Origin of the sequence: Cupriavidus sp. YAF13, from assembly GCF_052113425.1 — a bacterium.
GTDB lineage: Bacteria > Pseudomonadota > Gammaproteobacteria > Burkholderiales > Burkholderiaceae > Cupriavidus.
This window is the reverse complement of record NZ_JBFRDD010000025.1, coordinates 18,772-40,156: the sequence shown is the minus strand read 5'-3', so window position 1 is coordinate 40,156 and position 21,385 is coordinate 18,772. Positions and strand designations below refer to the sequence as shown.

The following is a 21,385-nucleotide window of genomic DNA, read 5'->3' as shown; positions in this document are numbered from 1 at the left end:
CGCCGCGGCTTGCGGCTTTTACCCACATTCCCCTACCGCGATGAACCAAACCCCTCGCTTGCTGGCCGCCGTCGACATGGGCTCAAACAGTTTCCGCCTGATGATCGGGCGGGTGGATGAGAGCCTGACCGCATCCGGGCCGGCCAGCCAGCTATTCCAGGTCGATGCGCTGCGCGAGCCGGTGCGCCTGGCCGCGGGCCTGACGCCAGACAAGTACCTGGACCAGCCGGCCCGCCGGCGCGGCATCGACGCCCTGCGGCGTTTCGGCGACCGCCTGCGCGATTTCTCCCCTGACCAGGTGCGGGCGGTGGCAACCAATACGCTGCGGGTAGCCAAGAACGCGTCGGAATTCCTGATCGAGGCCGAGCACGCGCTTGGATTCCCGATTGAAGTGATTGCCGGGCGCGAAGAAGCACGGTTGATCTACCTGGGCGCCTCGCACGATGCGCCGGCCTGTGCGGGCAACCGGCTGGTGGTCGATATCGGTGGCGGCTCAACCGAGTTCATCATCGGCAGCGGCTACACGTCCAAGCTGATGGAGAGCCTCTACATCGGCTGCGTCTCGCACAGCCGCCAGTTCTTCCCCAGCGGCAACGTCGATGACTACGCGATGAAGCAGGCGGAACTGGCCGCGCGCAGGGAGATCCAGGTGCTCGTGCGCCAGTACCGGGCGGCCGGCTGGCAGCAGGCGGTGGGTTCGTCCGGCACGGCGCGCGCGCTGGCCGAACTGATCGAGCTCAACGGCATGAACGACAACCCGGCCGAGCACGGCATCACCCGCGAAGGGCTGGAGCGACTCAAGCGCGCGCTGGTCAAGGCGGAGAACGCCAACCGGGTCAAGCTGGTGGGCCTGAAGGCGGACCGCATTCCCGTGCTGCCAGGTGGCCTGTCTATCATGCTCGGCGTGTTCGCCGAGCTCGACATCGATCGCATGGACGTCACCGACGGCGCGCTGCGCCTGGGTGTGCTTTACGACCTGCTGGGCCGCACGCACCACGAGGACATGCGCACCATCACGGTGGATCAGTTCATGCGCCGCTATGGCGTCGACCGCGCGCAAGCCCAGCGCGTGCGCCAGGCCGCGCTGGGCTTGCTGGCGCAGTTTCCCGAGCCGCGCAATGAGCGCCGCGACGACAACCTGGCACTGCTGGGCTGGGCCGGCGGGCTGCATGAGATCGGCATGACCATATCGCACAGCGGCTACCACAAGCACTCGGCGTACATCGCCACGCACGCCGACATGCCGGGCTTCTCGAAGACCGACCAGGCACGGCTGGCAACGCTGCTGCTCGGGCATGCCGGCAAGCTAGGCAAGCTTTCCGGCAGCGGCAAGTTCCTCGACTGGCGGATGCTCTTCAGCCTGCGCCTGGCGTTCGTGCTGTGCCGGCGCCGTGCCGACGAGCCGCTGCCCGAGATCACCGTGGGCCAGCGTTCGGATGCGCTGGACGAAGGGTTCGAGGTGCGCTTGCCCAAGGCCTGGATCGAGGCCAACCCGCTGGTCGAATACAGCCTGGCGCAGGAAGCCGACGAGTGGGAACGCATCGGCAAGCGCTACAAGGTGGTGTACGCCTAAGCAAAGCGCGGGGGCGGCCAGATGGCGGCCCCCGCTTCGACCAGCGGGGCAAGCCAATGCAGGCGGCGAGCGCCCGCACAGGCTCAGGCGTCGCGGTTCAGGCCAAGGAAGTGGCGCGCATAGCGGGGGTTCATGTCGTTCACGCGCAGCAGCGTGAGGAAGTCCGCCACGTTGAAGTCGGGATCCCACGCCGGCATGCCGCAAATTCGCGCGCCTAGCCGCAGGTAACCCTTGATCAGCGCCGGCGGCTCTACGTCCAGCGTCTGATTGAGCTCGTCGATCGGCAGAGGCAGGCGCGGGAACGCGTGATATTCGATCGGCGCCAGGGCGCGCTCGGCGAAGACCCGGTACAGGCTGGCCGCATAGTGGCCGCCATCGCTCATCGGCACGCTCGCGCATCCCAGCATCGACTCGATGCCCCAGCGCTGCAGGTACTCGCCCAGGCCGCCCCACAGCGCCATGATCACGCTGCCCGAGCGGTAGTCGCGGTGCACGCACGAGCGGCCCAGCTCCACCATCTTGGGCTTCAGGTGAGCCAGGCGCACCAGGTCGAACTCCGACTCGGCATAGAGGCAGCCGATGCGCTTGGCCTGGTGGGGCGCCATCACGCGGTAGGTACCGACCACTTTGAGCGTGGCTGTATCGCGCACGATCAGGTGGTCGCAATAGGCGTCGAACATATCCACGTCGAGTTCAGGCCTCGACGGGTTCAGCCTGGCGCCCATTTCTTCGGCGAAGACCTTGTAGCGCAGGCGCTGCGCTTCTTCTACTTCATCCTGGTGGCGCGCCCACGCCACACTGAAAGCAGGCTGGTCATGCGCTTGTTCATGTGTTTGTGCAGGTTGCTGGCGATGAAGACGCCTCCGCGCCGAATGGCCTGACAGGCCACTGGGCAGGGAATCGAACAACGGCTGGGTGGGCGTCGGGAGCTCTCGCATCAGTATGTCCTTTCGGTGACGAAACTGTTGCGGTCGAATGTAGAGAGGGCAGGTGACAGTGCCGTGAAGCGGTCGTGACGGTTCAGTGACAGCGGCCCGGAAAGCCGGGCCGCGCCGTTGCGGGGTGCAAAAAAATGCTAGAGAAACTCCGGATTGATGACAGCGCGCAACACGACCTGCGATTCGCTTTCGCGTGTGCGTCCCGACAGCCACCAGATGCCGCTCTTGCGCACGCTCCAGTTCATTTCCGAGCCCGCCAGCAGCAAGCTGGCAAGTTGGCCAAGCCAAGGCTGGTGCCCGACCAGCACGGTGTGCTCGGTGCCTTGGGGCCAGTCGATCGCGGCCAGCACCGCGCTGACATCGGCGCCCGGGGCAAGCTCGGGCAACACCTCTGCGTTCTCGCGCAGGGCGGCGGCGGTTTCGCGCGTACGCAGGGCCGGACTGCAGGCCACCCGCGTACCGGGAGGCAGATGGCTGCGCAGCCATGCGGCGGAGGCATCCGCCTGCTTATGTCCGCGTCTGGTCAGGGGGCGCTGCAGGTCGGCATTGCGGGAAAAGCCATGCGCACCAGACAACTCTTCGGCTTCGGCATGACGCCACAGGATCAGGTTCATGGGGGCGGTGTGCTCAAGCTAAGAGGGGAAGGGAGAAGGGAAAACGGGAAATGGATATTTCGAGTATGGCCACGCGCGCAGGTACGTGCAAGACGGGCAAACACCGGGCGGGAGCGCAGCATGGCACTGCCAAATGACACGCATGTGGCGAGTCATAAGTGGCGGAAGCGGTGGCAGCCTGGGGGGAAGCGATAGGGGGCGCGATGGCCGGCAAGCCACCCGCATCGACCCGCGCTCCACACCCAAGGCATCAGGATGGAATAGCCATCATGATTGTTTCAGTGGAGCCACTATTGCCGATGCGTGCGGGTGGCAATGGCCAGATGTTTCCCAGGGCGGGACCGCCGCGATGCGGTGCCCTGGAATGCGGTCTAGCGCAACGCTCGCCGTGGGCGAGCGTGGAAGAGATCAGACTTTGTGGCGGAAGTTGATGCGGCCCTTGGTCAAATCGTAGGGCGACATTTCCAGCGTCACGCGGTCACCAGCCAGAATGCGGATGCGGTGCTTCTGCATCTTGCCCGAGGCATAGGCCCAGATTTCCACGCCGTTTTCCAGCGTCACGCGGTAACGGTTGTCCGGCAGGGCTTCCGAGACAACACCGCCAAATTCGATAAGTTCTTCCTTAGCCAATCTTCTTCCTTTACGGCAGCCTTGGGCTGCATGAATTTAGGTAAATCCGGTGTGGCGAGCGCCGGCATGGCTGTATGCTCGCGAGGTCCGGGTGCCAGCAGTGACAAGCGCCGGCTTGCTTGGTTGCGCCTTGAAGTTGCGGGAGGCAAGCTGACCCGGACCGGCACGGCAAAAAAGCGCGTGCAAAAAAGTCCACGTTAGGGAATCGCCAGGGGGCGCGTCAGTGCCCGGCCGATTGCCTTGCCGGTTGCGGCCCAAGCTAATGCGGCCGTGCTACCGTGATAGGCGCGGGGGTAATGAAGCGGGCAAGATGTTCCCGGTGGCTTGCCGAACTGCGCTGGATACTGCGCAACAGTGTGATGGCTGCATTCCTCGGCAAGGGCGCCCGGTTACAGGGCATGCTGCATAAACCCCGGGCTAACGCGCGATTATATCATGGGTGTGCGGTTGAGGCGTGGCGCGCGCGTGGTCGTTCTACCCGGATATGCCCGCGAAAACAAGAGAAAAAGCCCGCCGCCGGGTGGGTTGCGGGCCTGAAAGTGGTGCGGGCGGTTCGCGGACCCGCCCGCTGCCAGTGTCTGTGTTTCAAGCGCGCAGGGGATCCCATATTCATGGCATTGCCATTGGGGTGCTGCGGTGCAGTGAAGTTGGCTGGCCGGCGCAGTGGCCGGCACTAACCCAGGAAAATCAGGCAACAAAAAAAGGCTTAGACCTTGCGGTCTAAGCCTTTGATCTTATTGCTAAATACTGGTCGGGGCGACATGATTCGAACATGCGACCCTCTGATCCCAAATCAGATGCGCTACCAGGCTGCGCTACGCCCCGAAGCCGTGGATTGTAGCCCGGCGTCGGGGGCGGGGTCAAATTTTACTTTTGCACCGACCCAGCGAGGCGCAGGCCGGTGTGGGGCTTGCCGTGGGATTTGATGGATAAAAGGTTCGCTTGACTTGGTCGCAAGCGCTGACATAATCCGCACACCGCAGCGGCCAGGCCCCGCGCCCGGTCAGGCGCGCAGGCAATCCGTGCCGCTAGCGGGACTGGCGCCGAACATGAGAATAAGAGTGCCCTCGCCACGATCGCGAGGCCCAGCCCCTGTCCGCCGGGGCGCATGAAGACGGTCAGAAGCTTAAAAAGAAAGAATGGCGAAAGCCTCGGGTCCGCGCGGGTCCCGGGGCGCATGGTGGCGTGACGGAACGCTGCCTGCCAAGTTGGACGGGGAAATCATGTTTCAGTCGCAGGTTAGTGTGCTGGTCGCGGGCCTTTTCGGGCTGCAGATGGCGGTGGTGTTCGCAGTCTTGCAGCGCACACCCGGCATGGGCCGCGCCGGTTTGAATTCTTGGGTGGCTGGCGCGTTGCTGGTCACCGCAGCCACCGTCTTGCTCGCTGCGCAGGACTATCTGCCGGAATGGCTTACGCTCGGTCTGGTGGATCTGGTCATGACGGCGGCTTTGTCCTTGATGGTCCATGGCACGCGCCGTTTTTTCGGCAAGCGCGGGGGGGCGGCCGCGCTTTGCTTGCTGAATCTTGCCGTGCTGGCCAATGCCGCCTACTTCGATTGGGCGGGCGTGTCGCCGGCGGAGCCGGCGCTCGTCTTTAGTCTGGCCAATACGTATCTTCCGCTGTCATTGCTGCGCGTGGTGGCGCCGCAAGTGCGCGCCAAGCGCGGCACCGGCCGCCTGGCGGCGCTGTCGCTCGGGCTGATCGCGCTCGCTTGCGCGGCCATGGGCCTCTATCAATCCATCGACCTCAAGCTGCTGCCCGCTGGCCTTGCCTGGCTGGCGAAGCGCCCGCCCCGGGAAACCTTTGCCGTCCTGCACGCCTTTGGCATTGTCAGCCTGGCCGTGAGCTTCGCGCTGCTTGCCCACGATAGCCTGCGCCGACGTCTGGAGCGCCGCGCCAGTTATGACGACCTGACTGACGTCCTGTCGCGCGGGCCCTATTGGGAGGCGCTGGAAGAGGCCTGCAAGCAAGCGGACCGCCAGCAACGCCCGCTGACTGTGGCGTTCATCGACCTGGATCATTTCAAGGCCATCAACGATCTCTATGGCCATCTGGCCGGCGACAGCGTGCTGCGCCACTTCAGCGGCCTGCTGCGCAAGTCGGTGCGCGCGGACGATTTCGTCGGCCGGCTGGGTGGGGAAGAGTTTGGCATCGTGATGCCCGGCACCGCGCTGGACCAGGGCCGGGCGATCAGCCTGCGCTTGAGTGCACTTGTGCGCACCACACCGTGCCCCTCCGAGCCGGATGCGATTTCCTATACGGTCAGCATCGGCATGGCCGAGCGGCTGCCGGGGGAGGGGGCTGATACGCTCATGCGCCGCGCCGACAACGCGCTCTACGATGCCAAGACCATGGGGCGCAACTGTGTGTCCACGCAGCCCATCGAGCGGCTTGCCGATATGGCGACGACACCGCGAATGCGGGTTTCGCAAGCCTCTTGAGCCGGGCTGTGCCAGACCACATGCCGACACGGTAGGATCGGCCGCGGGGCTGAGGTAGAATACCGGGCTTCGCATGCCAAGCGTTCAGCGGCATGCCAAGTCCTCTGCATTTCAGTAGTTCCTCCTGTCCGCCCTTAGCTCAGTTGGATAGAGCACTCGCCTTCTAAGCGAGCGGTCACACGTTCGAATCGTGTAGGGCGGACCATTTTCTCCCGCATTCCTCCATTCCTCAGCATTCTCCATCGCCCAGAGGCGCCATCGCATCGCGAACTCGAACGATGCGCTGCCGATGGCCGCCAGTCCGGTCTAATATTTCGGGGCTGCCGTGGTTTTTTCCGGCGCGGCGCCCTTGCCCGAGGCTATTCCCATGGCGAAGTTCAACACAGGTGCTGGCAGGAAGCTCCGTTACTGGCTGGCCGGAGGCGCGTGCCTGCTGATGCTGGCCGCCATTGCCCGCCATGCCTTGTTCCTGGCGGTCGAGGAGGATGCGTTCGAGCCCAAGCCGGCCGGCGTGGCTGACGCGATGACGCCGGACCGCCTGGGCGCCGCGTCGCGCCAGTTCGCGTTTGCCAGCGGCGCGCGCATGCTGCGCGCCTCTTGCGTCCTGGCTCAGGGCGGTGACGCGCCCGCCGTGCTGATCTACCACGGCGACGAGGAAAACTTGTCGGACTGGGCCAGCGCGCAGGCGTTGCTCTACCGCAATGGGATCTCGTCCTGCGTATTCGACTACAGCGGCTATGGCGCCAGCGGCGGCAAGCCCGGCGTGCTCAACCTGCATGAGGACGGCCTGGCCGCGTATGGACAGTTCCTCGCCATGACGCCGCGTGCCAGCCGGCGCTATGTGATGGGCTTTTCGCTGGGTTCCGGGGTGCTGTTGGACGTGATCTCCGCCTTGCGCCCGGCGCCCGCTGGCCTTGTGATTGCCGCCGGCTTCACATCCGCACGCGAGGCGGCGGTGGTGACCGGGCGGGTGCCGGCGTGGATGGCCAGGCTGCTTCCGGAACCGTGGGACAACGAGGACCAATTGCGAAAATCCATGCTGCCACTGCTGCTTGTGCACAGCCGCGCGGACGAAGTGATTCCCTTTGCCTATGCCGAGCGGCTGGAGCGCGCCGCCGGTGGCCCCAGCTGGCTGGTGGCGCTGTCGGCGCTGCCGCACGATGCGGCGATCCAGCCGGAGCGGCAGGACGCGTTCTGGGCGCCTATCGTCGCCTATCTGCGCTCGGGCCGCCTGGCCGGGCAGGGCGACGAATAGGCCGCGCGCGCTGTGCCGCCGGGCGGGCACGAAAAAGGGGCGTCGGCCAAAGCCGTACGCCCCTTTTTAGCAATGGCCGCCGCGCGAGGCGGCCGTGCCGGGATTACGCTTCTTCGGGCAGGCTCGCCCCTACCGTATTGAAGCCGGCATCCACGTAGGTGATCTCGCCGGTCACGCCGCTGGACAGGTCCGACAGCAGGAAGGCGGCCACGTTGCCGACCTCGTCGATGGTCACATTGCGGCGCAGCGGCGCTGCCTCCTCGATGTGGCCCAGCAGCTTGCCGAAGCCCTTGATGCCGGATGCGGCCAGGGTCTTGATCGGGCCGGCGGAAATGCCGTTGGCACGAATGCCGCGCGGGCCCACCGAAGCGGCCAGGTAGCGCACGCTGGCTTCCAGTGATGCCTTGGCCAGGCCCATGGTGTTGTAGTTCGGGACCACGCGCTCCGCGCCGAGGTAGGTCAGCGTCAGCAGCGAGGCCTTGTCGGACAGCATGGGCAAGGCGGCCTTGGCCAGCGCGGGGAAGCTGTAGGCGGAGATGTCGTGCGCGATGCGGAAGGATTCGCGCGAGAGGCCTTCCAGGAAGTCGCCGGCGATGGCTTCGCGCGGGGCGAAGCCGATCGAGTGCACCAGGCCATCGAGCTTGTCCCAGCTTTGGCCAAGCGCGGCGAAGGTGGCGGCGATCTGCTCGTCGCTGCCAACGTCGCAATCGAATACCAGGCTGCTGCCGAATTCCTTGGCAAAGTCGTTGATGCGGTCCTTGAACCGCTCGCCGACATAGGTGAAGGCGAGCTCGGCGCCTTCGCGCTTGCAGGCGGTTGCGATGCCGTAGGCGATCGAGCGATTGGACAGCAAACCGGTGATCAGGATTCGCTTACCTGCGAGAAATCCCATAACTTCTCCAATGATGTTCGAGGTGGACGGGCACGTTTCGTGCAATGGCGTCCGGGTTGCGGCGCGCACCGCGCGGCGGCTGCTTTTCAGCAGGCTGACGACCGGCAAAACAGCGGTGCCGCGTACTGGAATGTCCGGATGGCTGGATGCCAGCCGAACCCATGTAAAATTGTCTCATAACTTGACCGCGCCGCCGAAGGCTGCGGACGATCCGATTCAGGTGGAGGACCCAAACCGGATGCATATTCGCGCACGTAGACCGCTTCAGGCGGCATGGCAGCGCTTCCGCAYAGTTGCGGCGCTGGGCTGTGGATTAATAGCCCTGTGTACCGCGGGTTTTCCCTTGTCAGCCGGAGCCGCCCATGGCTTCGCACAGTATGGCGGCCTCAAGTATCCCGCCGATTTCACCCATTTCGACTACGCCAACCCGGACGCGCCGCGCGGCGGCACGCTGACGCTCGCCAACCCGGACCGCCGCACCAGCTTCGACAAGTTCAACCCGTTCACGCTCAAGGGTACCTCCGCCCCGGGCGTGAACGCGCTGATGTTCGAGTCGCTGTTGATTGCCAGCAGCGATGAAACGGCCAGCGCTTATGGCTTGCTGGCGGATGACGTGACCGTGGCGCCGGACGAATTGTCCGTTACCTTCCACATCCGGCCGCAGGCGCGTTTCAGCAATGGCGATCCGGTGCTGGCCGGCGACGTCAAGTACTCCTACGACATGCTGATGAGCAAGGCATCCAGCCCTGGCTACCGCAGCATGTGCACCGACGTGAAGGCCGTCACGGTGGTGGATTCGCGCACGGTACGGTTCGATTTCAGGCAGCGCAACATCGAGCTGCCGCTGATCGTTGGCTCCTTGCCGGTGTTCTCCAAGAAGTGGACCGCCACGGTGTCGTTTGACAAGCTGACCTTCGAGGATCCGGTGGCCAGCGGACCCTACCTGATCGAGCGCTACGATGCCGGGCGCGGCATTACCTTCAAGCGCGACCCGTCGTACTGGGGCAAAGACCTGGCGGTGCGTCGCGGCACCTTCAACTTCGACCGGGTGGTCTATCGCCTATACAAGGACGAGACCGCCAAGCTCGAAGCCTTCAAGGCTGGCGAGTTCGATGCCATCGTCGAGTACAAGGCCAAGAGCTGGGCCAAGAGCTACGAGGGCAAGCGCTTTTCCAATGGCGAACTGCTCAAGACCGATTTTCCGCACCGCAACGGAGCCGGCATGCAAGGCTTCGTCATGAACATGCGCAAGCCGATGTTCCAGGACGTGCGGGTGCGGCAGGCCCTGATCCTGGCGCTGGATTTCGAGTGGCTCAATCGCCAGCTGTTCTATGGCGCGTATCGCCGCCTCGATAGCTGGTTTTCCAACAGCGAGCTGGCCGCCAGCGCCACGTTCGACGGCCGGCCCGGCCCCGGCGAGCTGGAACTGCTGGAGCCGCTGCGCGCGCAACTGGTGCCCGAGGTGTTTGGCCCCATCGTGTCGATGCCCACAACCAATCCGCCGCGTTCGCTGCGCGACAACCTGCGCGATGCGCGCCGGTTGCTGGCACAGGCTGGCTGGACCTACGCGGATGGTGCACTGCGCAATGCCAAGGGCGAGCCTTTTGTCTTTGAGTTCCTGGACGACGGCGGGGCCATGAGCCGCGTCATCACCACCTACGTGCGCAACCTGGAAAAGCTGGGAATCGAGGTGAACCAGCGCACCACCGATTTCGCGCTGTACCAGAAGCGGCTGGAAGACTTCGACTTCGACATGGTGTCGATCCGTTTCCCCGATTCGCAGAGCCCSGGCAACGAGCTGCGCGACCGCTTCAACAGCGAGGCGGCCGGCACGCCCGGCTCCGACAATCTGTTTGGCCTGAAATCGCCGGCGATCGACCGCTTGGTGGACAATGTCCTGCACGCCCATACTCGCGAAGAACTGGTCAATGCCGGGCGCGCGCTGGACCGCGTGCTGATGCACGGCTACTACATCGTGCCCAACTGGTACAGCGCGTCGCATCGAGTGGCATACCGGAAAGAGCTGGTCTATCCGCAGCGCCTGCCGTACTACTACACGGCGGAAGGCTGGATCCTGAGCAACTGGTGGCGTGCCGACACCAAGCCAGCCGCACAATAAGCGCGACAAGGAAACAAGATGCTCGCCTATCTGCTCAAGCGCGTACTGTTGATGATCCCGACACTGCTCGGCGTCATCACCCTGACTTTCGCGGTGATCCAGTTCGTTCCGGGAGGGCCGGTCGAACAAATGATGCTGGAGCTCAAGGGACGGGGTGGCGGTGGCGGGGAGGCCAGCGGCGGCGGCGCGGAGTATCGCGGCCGGCGCGGCGTGGACCCCGACAAGATTAAGGAGATCCAGGCCCTGTATGGCTTCGACAAGCCGCCGCTGGAGCGCTATTTCATGATGCTCAAGCGCTTCGCCCAGTTTGACCTGGGGCAGAGCTATTTCCAGCACCGCAGCGTGTGGGAACTGGTGAAGTCGAAGATGCCGGTCTCGGTCAGCCTGGGGCTATGGACCTTTTTCCTGACCTACCTGATATCGGTGCCGCTCGGCATATCCAAGGCGATCCGGGCGGGCAGCCGCTTCGATGTCGTGACCAGCATGGTGGTGCTGGTGGGCTATGCCATTCCCGGCTTCGTGCTGGGCGTGCTGCTGCTGGTGCTGTTCGGAGGCGGTACCTTCGTGCAGTGGTTCCCCTTGCGCGGCCTCACATCGGATAACTGGGACCAGCTCACGCTGATGGGCAAGGTGATGGATTACCTGTGGCACCTCGTGCTGCCGATCACCGCCTCGGTGGTGGGCAGCTTCGCGGTCGTCACCATGCTGACCAAGAACGCGTTCCTGGAAGAGATCCGCAAGCAGTACGTCCTGACCGCCCGCGCCAAGGGGCTGGCGGAGCGGCGCGTGCTCTGGAAACACGTCTTCCGTAACGCGCTGATTCCGCTCGTGACCGGTTTTCCGGCGGCCTTCATCGGTGCTTTCTTCACCGGCTCGCTGCTGATCGAAACCCTGTTTTCGCTCGACGGGCTTGGCCTGCTGTCCTACGAGGCGGTGCTGCGGCGGGACTATCCTGTCGTGCTGGGCACGCTCTACCTGTTCACCTTGATCGGCCTGGTGACGCGGCTGATCTCCGACGTTTGCTATGTGATGGTCGACCCGCGCATCCACTTCGAGGCGGTGCACCGATGAAATTCAGCTCGCGCACGCTCCCCAACGGGCTGCCGCATTCCCTGTCACCGCGCCAGCGCGCCTGGCAGCGCTTTCGCCGAAATCGCCTGGGCTACTGGAGCCTGATCCTCTTCGTCGCCATCTTCCTGCTGAGCATGGTCGCCGAGACCCTGTCCAGCGACCGGCCGCTGGTGGTGAAGTACAAGGGCGAGTGGTATTTCCCCATCGTCAAGACCTACGCCGAGAGCACCTTCGACGGGGACTTTCCCACCAAGGCTGACTATCTCGATCCGTTTATCCACGACCGCATCACCAGCAACGGCAATTTCGCCATCTTCCCGCCCAACCGGTACTCATACGATTCGATCAACTATTTCTCCAAGGAGCCGAACCCGGCGCCGCCTTCCGCGGAGAACTGGCTGGGTACCGATGACCGCGGGCGCGATGTGCTGGCGCGGCTGCTCTATGGGTTCCGCGTCTCGGTGCTGTTCAGCCTGGCGCTGACGTTGATCGGCGTGGTGATCGGCACCTTGACGGGCGCGCTGATGGGTTTCTTTGGCGGGCGCTTCGATCTGATCTCGCAGCGCGCCATCGAAATCTGGAGCTCGATGCCCGAGCTCTACCTGCTGATCATCTTCGCGTCCATCTTCACGCCGAGCCTGGCGCTGCTGATCATCCTGCTTTCGCTGTTCGGCTGGATGGGTTTGTCCGACTACGTGCGCGCCGAGTTCTATCGCAACCGCTCGCTCGACTACGTCAAGGCGGCGCGGGCGCTGGGACTGTCCAATGTACAGATCATGTGGCGCCATATCCTGCCCAACAGCCTGACACCAGTCATCACCTTCCTGCCATTTCGCATGAGTGCAGCCATCCTGGCCCTGACCAGCCTCGACTTCCTCGGCCTTGGCGTGCCACCCACCACGCCGAGCCTGGGCGAGCTGCTGGCGCAAGGCAAGGCTAACCTCGACGCCTGGTGGATTTCCTTGTCGACCTTTGCCGTACTAGTGGTGACGCTGCTGCTGCTGACGTTCATGGGCGACGCGCTGCGCGACGCCTTCGATACGCGCCTGGGCCTGGCCCAGCTGCGCGGCCGTGTTGAGCCGAAGGCGCCAGAGGGTTCTCCCGCGGCCGAGGCGGTGTCATGAGCGCAATGCAACAAGCCACACAGGCCGCACAAGCCGCACGGGCCACGCAAGCCAGCGCCAACGACCCGACGCAACCCGCGCAAGCCAAGGGGGATGCCGGCGGCCCGCTGATGTGCATCGAACGCCTGTCGGTCACCTTCGGCCATGGCGAGGGTGCCACCCGGGCGGTGCGCGATGTCAGCTTCGACCTGCGCGCCGGCGAGCGCTTCGCGCTGGTGGGCGAGTCAGGCTCGGGCAAGACTGTCACGGCGCTGGCCATGCTGCGCCTGGTGGACGACGCGCGCTACCAGGGCTCGGTGCGTTTCGAGGGGCGCGACCTGCTCAAGGTGTCGGAGCGCGAGATGCGCGGCATCCGCGGCGCCGACATCGCCATGATCTTCCAGGAGCCGATGACGGCGCTCAATCCGCTTTACACGATTGGCAACCAGATCGTGGAGACGCTGGCGCTGCATGAGGGCCTGGACCGGCGCGCGGCGCGCGAGCGTGCCATCGCGTTGCTCGAGCGCACGGGCATCAGCGACGCCACGCACCGTTTCGACAGCTTTCCCCACCAGCTTTCGGGCGGCCAGCGCCAGCGCGCCATGATCGCCATGGCGCTGGCCTGCCGGCCCAAGCTGCTGCTGGCCGACGAGCCCACCACGGCGCTGGACGTTACCATCCGGGTCCAGATCCTGGAGTTGCTGCGCGACCTGCAGGCGGAGTTCGGCATGGCCGTGATGCTGATCACGCACGACCTCAACCTGGTGCGGGCCTTCGCCCAGCGAGTGGGGGTGATGGAGAAGGGCGTGCTGGTCGAGGTTGGCGAAACTGCCGCGGTCTTCGCAGCGCCCCAGCATCCTTACACCCGCAAGCTGATCGACAGCCGGCCGCGGCGCGAGGTGCTTCCGCTGGTCCCGCTAGCCCCCGTGTTGCTGGAGGCGCGCGGCCTGTGCGTGAACTATGCGCGCAAGCGCCGCGGCCTGGCCGGATGGTTTGGCCGCGACCAGTTTGCCGCCGTCAAGGACGTGAATTTCGCGCTGCGCGAGGGCGAGACCATCGGCATCGTGGGCGAGTCGGGCTCTGGCAAGACCACGTTGGCCCATGCGGTGCTGAACCTGCAGCGCCGCGGCGCCGGGGATATCCAGTTCCTGGGCAAGAGCCTGGACGAGGTCTCCCGGCGCGAGCGCAGCACCTTGCGCTCGCGCCTGCAGGTGGTGTTTCAGGATCCGTTCGGCTCGTTGTCGCCGCGCATGACCATCGAGCAGATCGTGGGGGAGGGCCTGGCCCTGCACCAGCCCGGCTTGTCGCGCGATGCCATGCGCCAGCGCGTCACCGAGGCGCTGCGAGAGGTAGGCATGGACCGCACTGCCCTGGGGCGGTATCCGCACGAGTTTTCCGGTGGCCAGCGCCAGCGCGTTGCCATCGCGCGCGTGCTGATCCTCAAGCCGCAGGTGCTGGTGCTCGACGAACCCACCTCGGCGCTCGACGTATCCATCCAGCAGCAGGTGCTGGCGCTCCTGACGCAATTGCAGCGCAAGTACAACCTGAGCTATCTCTTCATCAGCCACGATCTCGCCGTGATCCGCGCCATGGCGCACCGCGTCATCGTGATGAAGTCCGGCGAGGTGGTCGAAGCAGGGGATACCGAGGCCGTCCTGGGTGCTCCGCAGCACGCATACACCCGCAAGCTCATGATCGCGGCCGAAATTGGTGCGAGCGACCCGACGCCGCCACAAATTGGTGCAGCCGAGCTCAGGGTGTCACCCGATTGACCTGCGGTTGACATAATCAAACCGAGAAAGCATCTGCGACTTTCGTCGTATAGCCTTGATTGCAAAGCGTTTTATTTGAATTTTGTAACGAACTTTGACATGTGGATGACAACCTTATACCATCCGGCGAGAACTATTTTCGGGGGTGGTTAGCACGTCGCTTATGCGTGTGGCGAGTGGTTTGCATCACTTGGTCCGCTTTTTGCGTGCGAGTCATCCCATTGATTTCAAGCCCGCCCGGTGCGTTTTCCCGGGGCCGGTCAAGAACGATTCATCAGGAGAACCAATGCAGCGAATGCTTCATTCCCTGGCGCGCGGCGCCGTAGGAATTGCCATTGCCTGCGGTGCCACTCTATCGAATGGAGTGCTGGCTGATACGGTGTTCAAGGATCCCGACGCCCGCATCGATGCACGTACCGAACTGAGTGCAGACCCACATCCGGAAGGCAAGCGCGGCTTGCTCTCTTCGGTAATGAATTCCACCAGCCATGTGGCCAGCAAGGCCGGCGACCTGGTCATGAATGCCCTCGGACTGATTGGCGTGCGCTACCGCTTCGGTGGCAACAGCCCCGAATCGGGCCTGGACTGCAGCGGCTTCGTTCGCTACGTGTTCAATGACACCTTTGGCTTCGTGCTGCCGCGCCGCTCGGTCGAGATGAGCCAGGTCGGCACCACCGTGGCATCCAACGACCTGCGCCCCGGCGACCTGGTGTTCTTCAACACCATGCGCCACACCTTCTCGCATGTTGGCATCTATATTGGCGACAACAAGTTCGTGCACGCGCCGTCCACCGGCAGCAAGATCCGCGTCGACGACATGCGCGCCTCGTATTGGGTGACACGCTATAACGGTGCGCGCCGTATCGACGACGCGCCGCAGGACAGCGGCAGCGCCAACAACCTTGGCAATATGGTCGAAACCCTGAAGCGTTTCGATCCCAACGCAGTCAACCGCCCGCTCTACGGCGGCTGAACGGCTCGCGGACGCGGTCCGCGCCAGTCAACGAAAAAAGGACTGCCATGCAGTCCTTTTTTCGTTGGTGCCTCCCGCTCCTTACTGCGCGGCTACCGTTCCGGCGGGCCGCAGCCGTGCCTGGGCTAGCTTGTCGCGCAGGCTCGCCATCACGGCGGCGGCGGCTTGCTCGCCGGCCAGGATGGCGCGGTTGCGCGAGTTGAAGTCGCTGCCGCCCATGTCCGGCAGATCGGGGCGGATCACCACATCGGCTCGCGCCAGTGCCATCTTGCTGATCGACTGCCCCATGATGGCGGTGGTCTGCAGCAATACCCCGCTCTGGCCATTGCTTTTCTGGCTGGAAGGCTCGGCGGAGATATTCACGGCGATCACGAAGTCCGCGCCCATGGTGCGCGCGGAGTCCACCGGCACGGGCTCGACCAGGCCGCCGTCCACATAGTCGTGTCCCTGGATCGAGACCGGCTGGAACACCCCCGGCACGCTACTGGACGCGCGCACCGCCTGGCCCGTGTTGCCGCGCCGGAACAAGATGCCCTGGCCGGTCTTGAGATCGGTGGCAACGATGCCCAGCGGCAGCTTCATGGACTCGATGGGGCGATTGGCGATCAGCTTGTTCACATAGTTCTGCAGCGCCTCGCCCTTGAGCCAGCCGCCGAAACGGGTGCCGAAGGGCAGGGCCCAGTCGGCGATGGCGGCTTCGTCCATCGTCAGCGCCAGCTTGTTGAGCTGGAAGCCGCTCATGCCCGAGGCGTAGAGCGCTGCGACCACCGCACCCGCGCTGGTGCCGGTGACGAGGTCCGGGTGGATGCCCTGCGCCTCCAGCGCCTTGATCACGCCGATATGGGCAAAGCCGCGCGCGGCGCCGCCGCCAAGCGCGAGGCCAATCCTGATGGGGCGAGCTGGCGCCACGGGCACCAGGGACGGCACGGCCGGTGTTTCCGGTGTGGCGGTGAGGGTGCCCGGCTTGGGGCCAAAGGAGCAGGCGGCCAGCAGTGCTGCCGCGCCGGCGCCAAGGAAGTTGCGTCGTTGCATGGATAACCAGGGGATGAGAAGTGGCGTATTCGACGCGGCCAGCGCCACGACGGCAGGAATGTGCTGTCCGCGCTGGACACGCGTCCCACGCGACAGCATTCAGACCGGGCAGAGCATAAATGATTCCGCGCGGCCGGGCATCCTGGCGCCGGGCGGGGCGGGATACAGCGCCCTGCTTGCTATAATGCGGCGATCCTGTGCGATGCGAGAGCCTTGAACTCGCAGCGGCCTCCGCCGCAACTTAAACGTAACGACTGGGGTTTACCCTGAGTCGTCTCTGCAATGGTAGTTCCTCAGGCGTAGTGCCTGAGTATGAGCTGACGATCGTCATACTACGCCAGGGGCGGATGTCTTCGCCCATAAGGCGAAGGTGTGCGCGACGTTTTGACCCGCAAGAGTGGGTAAGAAGATCAGGGCGATAAGCTCTGTGCGTTATGGTTCGGTCGGAGCCAGCCGCGAGGCTGCCCCCGATAGAGAACCTGCTATGCGACTAGCAGTAGCCTAGGGAGACATGCGTCACTGGTGACGGTGGGGTGTGAAGCTTTCCTGACAATGTAGCCCCCGCAAGGGTGCGGTTCGTCCGTGAGGTAGAACTGTAGAGACTCCAAGCAGCACTGGGGTTGAGGAGCTAGGCTGACTGGCATGGGTAACTTAAGTGAACTGCTGATAAACGTCGTAAGCATTGCGGTGCCAAAGCTGCTGTTAGGCATCAACCAAAAGGTACGTGGTCGGTTATCCCGCTAGGATCTTGGGATACGTCGTCATTGGACCACCGGCGAATAGGCAGGCCCTAACCCGGTCTTGTAACGTGCAGGGAACGCAGTAAGCCCGTATGGCCGCCGAGACGCAGTTGACTTCGGCAGGCGAACCGTAAGGGACGCTGTCGGTTGTGCGGGTATGGGAGGTTGGAAAAAGCGAATGCCGGGCTGTAATGGTTCGGATAGGGGTTGCAACATCACTCCACGCGAAAGCGGGCAGACTTCCAACTGGTCTTTCGTCGCAAGACGAACTGACAGATCTCGCTTGAATGTGAAATTTTCCCCTAGGGGGCCAACGTGCCCCTTAGGGGGCAAGTTGTCTCTCTTGATGTTGGGGTAGCCCTCAAGATAGGAGAGCAGCATGGAAGTAATCATCTGCAAGGATGATTCTGCGCTTTCCGACGCATCGCGTAGCTGGGCGGCCATCAATTGGCGCAGAGTAGAGCGGAACGTTCGGGAGATGCAGGTCAGAATTGCGAAGGCAACAAAGGAAGGGGACTGGCGCAGGGTGAAAGCTCTGCAAAGGTCTCTGACCCGCTCGTGGTCCGCCAAAGCATCGGCGGTACGACGAGTGGCGGCAAACCGAGGTAAGCGAACGGCAGGCGTCGATCGCGAACTGTGGGATTCGCCTGAAGCCCGGTGGGAAGCCATTGGGCGGTTGAAGCGCCGAGGGTACCGACCTATGCCATTGAGGCGGGTCTTTATCCCTAAGGCCAACGGGAAGGAGCGCCCACTAGGCATTCCGACCATGTTGGATCGAGCCATGCAGGCCTTGTACCTGCTGGCGTTGGAACCAGTGTCCGAAGGGACGAGCGATCCGAACTCGTATGGGTTCCGGCTCAATCGTTCCACGTTGGATGCCATGTCCCAGCTATACGTGGCCTTGTCACAGAAGGTCTCAGCCCAATGGGTGCTGGAAGCGGATATCAAAGGCTGTTTCGACCATATCAGTCATGACTGGCTGGAGAGCAATGTCCGAATGGACAAAGCGATCCTGAGGAAGTGGCTGAAGGCTGGCGTGGTATTTCAGGGCCAGTTTCAGGCAACCGAGGCTGGAACGCCGCAGGGAGGCATCATCTCCCCGACATTGGCAAACGTAGCGCTGAATGGACTGGAAGAGCAACTGTTGAGCCATGTGACGGCAACGCTCGGGGTAGCCCAGTCTCGGAAGCTGAAGGTGAATGTAGTCCGATACGCAGATGACTTCGTGATCACCGGTTCCTCGCAAGAGATGCTGGCGAATGAAGTGAAACCGTGGGTAGAGCAGTTCCTTGCAGTACGGGGACTGACGCTTTCGACGGAGAAAACGCGAATCGTCAACATCGCACACGGCTTTGACTTTCTGGGGTGGAATTTCCGGAAGTACCTGGGAAAGCTACTCATCAAGCCAAGCAAGAAAAACGTGCAAACGTTCTATCGCAAGGTGAAGGCTGTCATCAGTGCTAACAAAGCGGTGCAGCAGGAGAAGCTCATCCTACTGCTGAACCCGTTGCTGAGGGGCTGGGCGCAGTATCACAGCCCGGTGGTGGCAAAAGCCACGTTCAACCGTCTGGAACACGACATATTTCGTGCTCTATGGCGGTGGGCGAAACGGAGGCACGCCAACAAGACGCCCACCTGGATTCGTAAGAAGTACTTTGCATCCAGGGGTGATCGAAGTTGGGTGTTTGGAACCACAGTAGTGAGAGACGACGGCAGTCAGGATAGGGTGGAGTTGTACTCGCTACCGCGAACACCCATCCGGCGCCACCAGAAAGTCCGAGGGGATTACCACCCCTTTGATCCGGCGCAGGAGAGGTATGGCGAGACCTTGCAGCAGAAGCGCATGTTGAATAGCATGTCGCACCGAAAGCAATGGATCAAGTTGTACATTTCACAGCACGGCTTGTGTGCGTTGTGCCAGTGCAGGATGACCAAAGAGACGGGGTGGCATGACCATCATATTGAGTATCGTGTACACGGTGGCTCGGACGCTCTAGGAAATCGGGTACTGTTGCATCCAGACTGTCACATCCAAGTACATAACCACGGTCTAACCGTTAAGAAACCGGCCCCCTCAATGTGAGGGGATTTCGAAAGGCTTGAGCCGTATGCGGGGAAACTCGCAAGTACGGTTCTTAGGGGGGGACGGGTCAGCAATGACCCTGTCCCTACCCGCCACACCCCGGCCTGCGCGCATTCGTGCGCGGGCTTTTTTGTTTCATTCCTCTATGACACAACAACGCGTCCGCACCCGCTTCGCGCCGAGCCCGACCGGCTTCATTCACCTCGGCAATATCCGCTCCGCGCTCTACCCCTGGGCCTTTGCGCGCCGCATGAAGGGCGATTTCATCCTGCGCATCGAGGACACGGACGTCGAGCGTTCTTCGCAGGAATCGGTGGACGTGATCCTGGAAGGCATGGCCTGGCTCGATCTCGATATCGACGAAGGCCCGTTCTACCAGATGGAGCGCATGGACCGCTATCGCGAGGTGGTCAAGCAGATGCTGGGCAGCGAGCTGGCCTATCCTTGCTACATGAGCACCGAAGAGCTGGACGCTCTGCGCGACGCGCAGCGCGAGCGCGGTGAGAAGCCGCGTTACAACGGGTTCTGGCGTCCCGAGCCGGGCAAGGTCCTGCCGGTGCCGCCGGCCGGTGTGCAGCCGGTGATCCGCTTCAAGAACCCGATTGGCGGCAGCGTGGTCTGGGACGATGCGGTCAAGGGCCGGATCGAAATCTCCAACGAGGAACTGGACGACCTGGTGATCGCGCGCCCGGACGGCACGCCGACCTATAACTTCTGCGTGGTGATCGACGATCTCGACATGCGCATCACCCACGTGATCCGCGGCGACGACCACGTTAACAACACCCCGCGCCAGATCAACATTATCCGTGCGCTGGGCGGCGTTGCCCCCGTGTACGCTCACCTGCCGACGGTGCTCAACGAGCAGGGCGAGAAGATGAGCAAGCGCCATGGCGCCATGCCCGTGACCGGCTACCGCGACGAAGGCTATCTGCCCGAGGCCGTCCTCAACTACCTGGCCCGCCTGGGCTGGGCGCACGGCGACGCCGAGATCTTTTCGCGCGAGCAGTTCGTGGAGTGGTTCGACCTGGAGCACCTGGGCAAGTCCCCGGCGCAGTACAACCCGGAAAAGCTGGCCTGGCTGAACAACCACTACATCAAGGTGGGCGACAACGCGCGCCTGGCCGGGTTGACCCAGCCATTCATCGAGGCGCTGGGCGGCAAGGTGGAGGGTGCAAGCCTGGAGGGCGTCATCGGGCTGGTGAAGGACCGTGCCAATACCCTGAAGGACGTGGCTCAGGCCGCGCTGCTGTTCTACCGCGGCGAGCCGCAGCCGGATCCAGCGCTCAAGGCAGAACACCTCAACGCCGACATCCTGCCGGCACTGCAGGCCCTGGCCACGCGGCTGGCGGCACTCACCGAGTGGAAGCGCGAGGAGATCAGCGCGGCCTTCAAGGCGGTGCTGGCCGAGTTTGGCCTGAAGATGCCCAAGCTGGCCATGCCGGTCCGCCTGCTGGTGGCGGGGCAGTTGCAGACGCCTGCCATCGATGCCGTGCTGGAGTTGTTTGGGCGCGATACGGTGCTGCGCCGCATCCAGGCCGGGCTTGCTTGAAATATTTTGCAGAAATTCCTGGCAGGGGCTTGCGCTCCTGCCAGGAATTCAGCATAATCTTGTTCTCCCTGCAGCGCGGACAAAAACCAAGCGGGCATAACGGATGGAAGCGATAAGAAGTAATCCCGCAGTAATGTGGATCGCAGAAAAAAGTTAAAAAAGGGGTTGCAAAAAAGCAAGGTTGTTTATATAATCTTGTCTTCGCTGAAACGAAGAAACAAACGCGAAACGCTGCGAAAGCAGCGGTGGTAAAAGAAGTAGGCGGTAACGTAGTACCATGGGGCTATAGCTCAGCTGGGAGAGCGCTTGCATGGCATGCAAGAGGTCAGCGGTTCGATCCCGCTTAGCTCCACCAAAATGCCGGAAGTTCGAGTGTAGTAAGTCGAAACTTCCAGGGTGCTGTGAAAATCTGGTTTTGAGATACTCACGGTGCCAGACGGAATAAGTCGAAAGACAAGTTTCTGTCCCCATCGTCTAGAGGCCTAGGACATCACCCTTTCACGGTGAGTACAGGGGTTCGAATCCCCTTGGGGACGCCAAATAACGAACGTAACCAAACGTTCGGTTTGTCGTCGAAAGCATCGCTGTCGGTGGCAA

General features: G+C 63.2%; 15 protein-coding genes and 4 tRNA genes. 13 read left to right on the top strand and 6 right to left on the bottom strand.

The annotated features are described in order from the left end of the window. Positions 1 to 40: 40 nt before the first annotated feature. Positions 41 to 1,573: an exopolyphosphatase gene (ppx, locus tag AB4061_RS20320; RefSeq protein WP_043347570.1), complete on the top strand. Its 1,533-nt coding sequence runs from the start codon at positions 41 to 43 to the stop codon at positions 1,571 to 1,573. An 83-nt stretch (positions 1,574 to 1,656) separates the two neighbouring features. Here the strand turns inward: ppx and AB4061_RS20315 are convergent, their stop codons facing one another. The 4 genes from AB4061_RS20315 to AB4061_RS20300 form a co-directional block, all read right to left on the bottom strand. After that, positions 1,657 to 2,511, bottom strand: a complete 855-nt coding sequence (locus AB4061_RS20315; RefSeq protein WP_441636905.1) for a GNAT family N-acetyltransferase — start codon at positions 2,509 to 2,511, stop codon at positions 1,657 to 1,659. 137 nt (positions 2,512 to 2,648) lie between these two features. Further along, positions 2,649 to 3,125, bottom strand: a complete 477-nt coding sequence (locus AB4061_RS20310) for a SixA phosphatase family protein (RefSeq protein ID WP_441636903.1) — start codon at positions 3,123 to 3,125, stop codon at positions 2,649 to 2,651. Positions 3,126 to 3,533: 408 nt separating this feature from the next. Beyond that, the gene (infA, locus tag AB4061_RS20305; RefSeq protein WP_006157708.1) at positions 3,534 to 3,755 is read right to left on the bottom strand and encodes a translation initiation factor IF-1; all 222 of its coding nucleotides are present in this window, start codon (positions 3,753 to 3,755) and stop codon (positions 3,534 to 3,536) included. Between the two features lie 748 nt (positions 3,756 to 4,503). After that, positions 4,504 to 4,580: transfer RNA gene (locus AB4061_RS20300), tRNA-Pro, on the bottom strand. Between the two features lie 398 nt (positions 4,581 to 4,978). On the opposite strand from AB4061_RS20300, the gene AB4061_RS20295 reads away from it, so the two are divergent. The 3 genes from AB4061_RS20295 (at position 4,979) to AB4061_RS20285 (ending at position 7,451) form a co-directional block, all read left to right on the top strand. After that, positions 4,979 to 6,196, top strand: a complete 1,218-nt coding sequence (locus AB4061_RS20295) for a GGDEF domain-containing protein (RefSeq protein WP_441636901.1) — start codon at positions 4,979 to 4,981, stop codon at positions 6,194 to 6,196. Between the two features lie 128 nt (positions 6,197 to 6,324). Continuing rightward, positions 6,325 to 6,401: transfer RNA gene (locus tag AB4061_RS20290), tRNA-Arg, on the top strand. A gap of 162 nt (positions 6,402 to 6,563) precedes the next feature. Next, the gene (locus AB4061_RS20285) at positions 6,564 to 7,451 is read left to right on the top strand and encodes an alpha/beta hydrolase (RefSeq protein ID WP_441636899.1); all 888 of its coding nucleotides are present in this window, start codon (positions 6,564 to 6,566) and stop codon (positions 7,449 to 7,451) included. 103 nt (positions 7,452 to 7,554) lie between these two features. On the opposite strand, the gene fabI is transcribed toward AB4061_RS20285, so the two are convergent. Next, the gene (gene fabI, locus AB4061_RS20280; protein ID WP_441636897.1) at positions 7,555 to 8,343 is read right to left on the bottom strand and encodes an enoyl-ACP reductase FabI; all 789 of its coding nucleotides are present in this window, start codon (positions 8,341 to 8,343) and stop codon (positions 7,555 to 7,557) included. 238 nt (positions 8,344 to 8,581) lie between these two features. Here fabI and AB4061_RS20275 point away from each other — a divergent pair, with 238 nt between their 5' ends. From AB4061_RS20275 to AB4061_RS20255, 5 genes are all read left to right on the top strand, one after another. Next, positions 8,582 to 10,462 (top strand): extracellular solute-binding protein, encoded by a 1,881-nt coding sequence (locus tag AB4061_RS20275; RefSeq protein WP_441636895.1) that lies wholly within the window; start codon positions 8,582 to 8,584, stop codon positions 10,460 to 10,462. 18 nt (positions 10,463 to 10,480) lie between these two features. Then, positions 10,481 to 11,533: a microcin C ABC transporter permease YejB gene (locus AB4061_RS20270; protein WP_150983328.1), complete on the top strand. Its 1,053-nt coding sequence runs from the start codon at positions 10,481 to 10,483 to the stop codon at positions 11,531 to 11,533. Next, entirely contained in the window at positions 11,530 to 12,657 is a 1,128-nt protein-coding gene (locus tag AB4061_RS20265; RefSeq protein WP_441636892.1) for an ABC transporter permease, read from the top strand. Before AB4061_RS20270 ends, AB4061_RS20265 begins: the two co-directional genes overlap by 4 nt. 110 nt (positions 12,658 to 12,767) lie before the next feature. After that, positions 12,768 to 14,408, top strand: a complete 1,641-nt coding sequence (locus tag AB4061_RS20260; protein WP_441637009.1) for an ABC transporter ATP-binding protein — start codon at positions 12,768 to 12,770, stop codon at positions 14,406 to 14,408. A gap of 286 nt (positions 14,409 to 14,694) precedes the next feature. Continuing rightward, a complete protein-coding gene (locus tag AB4061_RS20255; protein ID WP_150983330.1) occupies positions 14,695 to 15,381 on the top strand; it encodes a C40 family peptidase in 687 nt (228 codons plus the stop codon). 81 nt (positions 15,382 to 15,462) lie between these two features. On the opposite strand, the gene AB4061_RS20250 is transcribed toward AB4061_RS20255, so the two are convergent. Beyond that, on the bottom strand, positions 15,463 to 16,413 hold the full coding sequence (locus tag AB4061_RS20250) for a patatin-like phospholipase family protein (RefSeq protein WP_441636890.1): 951 nt from the start codon (positions 16,411 to 16,413) through the stop codon (positions 15,463 to 15,465). A gap of 1,119 nt (positions 16,414 to 17,532) precedes the next feature. Here AB4061_RS20250 and ltrA point away from each other — a divergent pair. The 4 genes from ltrA to AB4061_RS20230 all read left to right on the top strand — a co-directional run bounded on the left by ltrA (position 17,533) and on the right by AB4061_RS20230 (position 21,327). Further along, positions 17,533 to 19,236: a group II intron reverse transcriptase/maturase gene (ltrA, locus tag AB4061_RS20245; protein ID WP_441636888.1), complete on the top strand. Its 1,704-nt coding sequence runs from the start codon at positions 17,533 to 17,535 to the stop codon at positions 19,234 to 19,236. A gap of 145 nt (positions 19,237 to 19,381) precedes the next feature. Then, positions 19,382 to 20,788, top strand: coding sequence for a glutamate--tRNA ligase (gene gltX / locus AB4061_RS20240; RefSeq protein WP_441636886.1), 1,407 nt, complete (start codon positions 19,382 to 19,384; stop codon positions 20,786 to 20,788). Between the two features lie 279 nt (positions 20,789 to 21,067). Next, a tRNA-Ala gene (locus AB4061_RS20235) sits at positions 21,068 to 21,143 on the top strand. A gap of 108 nt (positions 21,144 to 21,251) precedes the next feature. Then, a tRNA-Glu gene (locus AB4061_RS20230) sits at positions 21,252 to 21,327 on the top strand. Positions 21,328 to 21,385: the final 58 nt, after the last annotated feature.

What these genes read in the sequence shown, in the direction of transcription:
- ppx (WP_043347570.1), top strand. Translation starts at nt 41, where the DNA reads ATGAACCAAACCCCTCGCTTGCTGGCCGCCGTCGACATGGGCTCAAAC.
- AB4061_RS20255 (WP_150983330.1), top strand. Translation starts at nt 14,695, where the DNA reads ATGCAGCGAATGCTTCATTCCCTGGCGCGCGGCGCCGTAGGAATTGCC.
- fabI (WP_441636897.1), bottom strand. Translation starts at nt 8,343, where the DNA reads ATGGGATTTCTCGCAGGTAAGCGAATCCTGATCACCGGTTTGCTGTCC.
- ltrA (WP_441636888.1), top strand. Translation starts at nt 17,533, where the DNA reads ATGGAAGTAATCATCTGCAAGGATGATTCTGCGCTTTCCGACGCATCG.
- AB4061_RS20315 (WP_441636905.1), bottom strand. Translation starts at nt 2,511, where the DNA reads ATGCGAGAGCTCCCGACGCCCACCCAGCCGTTGTTCGATTCCCTGCCC.
- gltX (WP_441636886.1), top strand. Translation starts at nt 19,382, where the DNA reads ATGACACAACAACGCGTCCGCACCCGCTTCGCGCCGAGCCCGACCGGC.
- AB4061_RS20285 (WP_441636899.1), top strand. Translation starts at nt 6,564, where the DNA reads ATGGCGAAGTTCAACACAGGTGCTGGCAGGAAGCTCCGTTACTGGCTG.
- AB4061_RS20260 (WP_441637009.1), top strand. Translation starts at nt 12,768, where the DNA reads ATGTGCATCGAACGCCTGTCGGTCACCTTCGGCCATGGCGAGGGTGCC.
- AB4061_RS20265 (WP_441636892.1), top strand. Translation starts at nt 11,530, where the DNA reads ATGAAATTCAGCTCGCGCACGCTCCCCAACGGGCTGCCGCATTCCCTG.
- AB4061_RS20310 (WP_441636903.1), bottom strand. Translation starts at nt 3,125, where the DNA reads ATGAACCTGATCCTGTGGCGTCATGCCGAAGCCGAAGAGTTGTCTGGT.
- AB4061_RS20270 (WP_150983328.1), top strand. Translation starts at nt 10,481, where the DNA reads ATGCTCGCCTATCTGCTCAAGCGCGTACTGTTGATGATCCCGACACTG.
- AB4061_RS20250 (WP_441636890.1), bottom strand. Translation starts at nt 16,413, where the DNA reads ATGCAACGACGCAACTTCCTTGGCGCCGGCGCGGCAGCACTGCTGGCC.
- AB4061_RS20295 (WP_441636901.1), top strand. Translation starts at nt 4,979, where the DNA reads ATGTTTCAGTCGCAGGTTAGTGTGCTGGTCGCGGGCCTTTTCGGGCTG.